Source organism: Bradyrhizobium sp. (genome assembly GCF_019244115.1).
Lineage (GTDB): Bacteria > Pseudomonadota > Alphaproteobacteria > Rhizobiales > Xanthobacteraceae > Bradyrhizobium.
Map to the genome: position 1 here is coordinate 1 of NZ_JAFATE010000606.1, position 2,057 is coordinate 2,057.

Genomic DNA, 2,057 nt, shown 5'->3' on the forward strand with positions numbered 1-2,057 from the left:
GGCGATCACCGTCATCACGAAGGCATAAGGTGCGAAGGGATTGTGACCCGCGGCAGCCGCCTCGATGATCGCGTCCTTGGAGAAATAGCCGGCGGTCAGCGGAAATCCGGTCAGCGCGAGCGTGCCGATCAGCATGCACACGAAAGCCCGTGGGTCATCGTGGTGCCGCTGATCTTCCTAGCGGCCGGATCGATCCTGGCCGGCTTCCCGTTCAAAGAGCTGTTCGCCGGCGAGCAGGTCGAGACGTTCTTCCGCGAGTCGCTGAGGTTCGCCCCGGACAATCACATCCTGCACGATATGCATGAGCTGCCGTGGGCGATCGGCTACGTGCCGACCGTCATGATGGCGATCGGCTTCCTGGTCGCGTGGCAGTTCTATATCCGCCGCCCCGAGATGCCCGAGAACCTCGCGCGGAGCCAGGACGTGCTGTATCGGTTTTTGCTCAACAAGTGGTACTTCGACGAGATCTACGACTTCCTGCTGGTGCGCCCCACAATCTGGCTCGGGCGGCTGCTCTGGAAAGGCGGGGACGGCCGCATCATCGACGGGCTCGGCCCGGACGGCGTCTCGGCCCGCGTGCTTGACGTCACGCGCAACGTCGTGCGGCTGCAGACCGGCTATCTCTATCACTACGCCTTCGCGATGCTGATCGGCATCGCGGCGCTGATCACCTGGTTCATGTTCGCAGGGGCCCACTGATGTCGAGCTGGCCGATCCTGTCGATCACGACCTTCCTGCCGGTGCTCGGCATCATCTTCATCTTCTGCCTCAACGGCGACGATGAGTTCGTCAAGCGCAATGCGCGCTGGGGCGCGCTTTGGACCACGCTCGTCACCTTCGTGGTGTCGCTCATTCTTGTCTGGCGCTTCGATCCCGGCACGGCTGAATTCCAGTTCGTCGAGAAGACGACCTGGATGGGCGGGCTTGCGACCTACCACATGGGCGTCGACGGCATCTCGCTGCCGTTCGTGATCCTCACCACCGGGTTGATGCCGCTCTGCATCATCGCGAGCTGGGACGCGATCCAGACGCGCGTGAAGGAATACATGGTGGCGTTCCTGGTGCTCGAAGTGCTGATGGTCGGCACCTTTTCGTCGCTCGACCTCGTGCTGTTCTACCTGTTCTTCGAGGGCGGCCTGATTCCGATGTTCCTGATCATCGGCGTGTGGGGCGGGCCGCGCCGCGTCTATGCGAGCTTCAAGTTCTTCCTCTATACGCTGCTCGGATCGGTGCTGATGCTGCTCGCCATCATGGCGATGTATTGGCAGGCCGGCACGACCGACATCCCGCTGCTGATGAAGGCAAGCTTCCCGGTCGGGATGCAGAAATGGCTGTGGCTCGCGTTCTTTGCGTCGTTCGCCGTCAAGATGCCGATGTGGCCGGTGCACACCTGGCTGCCGGACGCGCATGTCGAGGCGCCGACGGCGGGCTCCGTCATCCTCGCGGCGATCCTGCTCAAGATGGGCGGCTACGGCTTCCTGCGCTTCTCGCTGCCGATGTTTCCGCATGCCTCGGCTGACCTCGCGCCGCTGATCTTCACGCTCTCGGTCGTCGCCATCATCTACACCTCGCTGGTCGCGCTGGTGCAGGAGGACATGAAGAAGCTGATCGCCTACTCGTCGGTGGCGCATATGGGCTTCGTCACTATGGGCATCTTCGCGCTCACCACGCAGGGGATCGCGGGCGGCATCTTCCAGATGATCTCGCACGGCCTCGTCTCGGCGGCGCTGTTCCTGTGCGTCGGCGTGGTCTACGACCGCATGCACACGCGCGAGATCTCGGCCTATGGCGGCCTCGTCAACAACATGCCGCTCTATGCGGTCGTGTTCATGCTGTTCACGATGGCGAATGTCGGACTGCCCGGCACCTCCGGCTTCATCGGCGAGTTCATGACGCTGATCGGCACGTTCAAGGTCGCGCTGCCGACCGCGGTGTTTGCCACCACCGGCGTGATCCTGTCGGCGTGCTATGCGCTCTGGCTCTATCGCAAGATCATCTTCGGCGCGCTGGTCAAGCCGTCGCTGATGACCATCAAGGACATGACCTTGCGTGAATGC

Annotated in this window: 1 protein-coding gene and 2 pseudogenes; 2 read left to right on the forward strand and 1 reads right to left on the reverse strand. The window is 62.8% G+C overall.

Annotation, left to right across the window (positions count from 1 at the left end; all coding sequences use genetic code 11):
• A pseudogene (locus tag JOZ76_RS26790) lies at positions 1-135 on the reverse strand (proton-conducting transporter transmembrane domain-containing protein); the annotation flags it as partial.
• Here JOZ76_RS26790 and JOZ76_RS26795 point away from each other — a divergent pair.
• Together JOZ76_RS26795 and JOZ76_RS26800 are read left to right on the forward strand one after the other, a co-directional pair.
• A pseudogene (locus JOZ76_RS26795) lies at positions 130-699 on the forward strand (NADH-quinone oxidoreductase subunit L); the annotation flags it as partial. The pseudogenes JOZ76_RS26790 and JOZ76_RS26795 overlap by 6 nt on opposite strands.
• Positions 699-2,057, forward strand: a 1,359-nt coding sequence (locus JOZ76_RS26800) for an NADH-quinone oxidoreductase subunit M (protein WP_291703776.1), incomplete at its 3' end; no start/stop codon positions are given. The pseudogene JOZ76_RS26795 and the gene JOZ76_RS26800, both read left to right, overlap by 1 nt.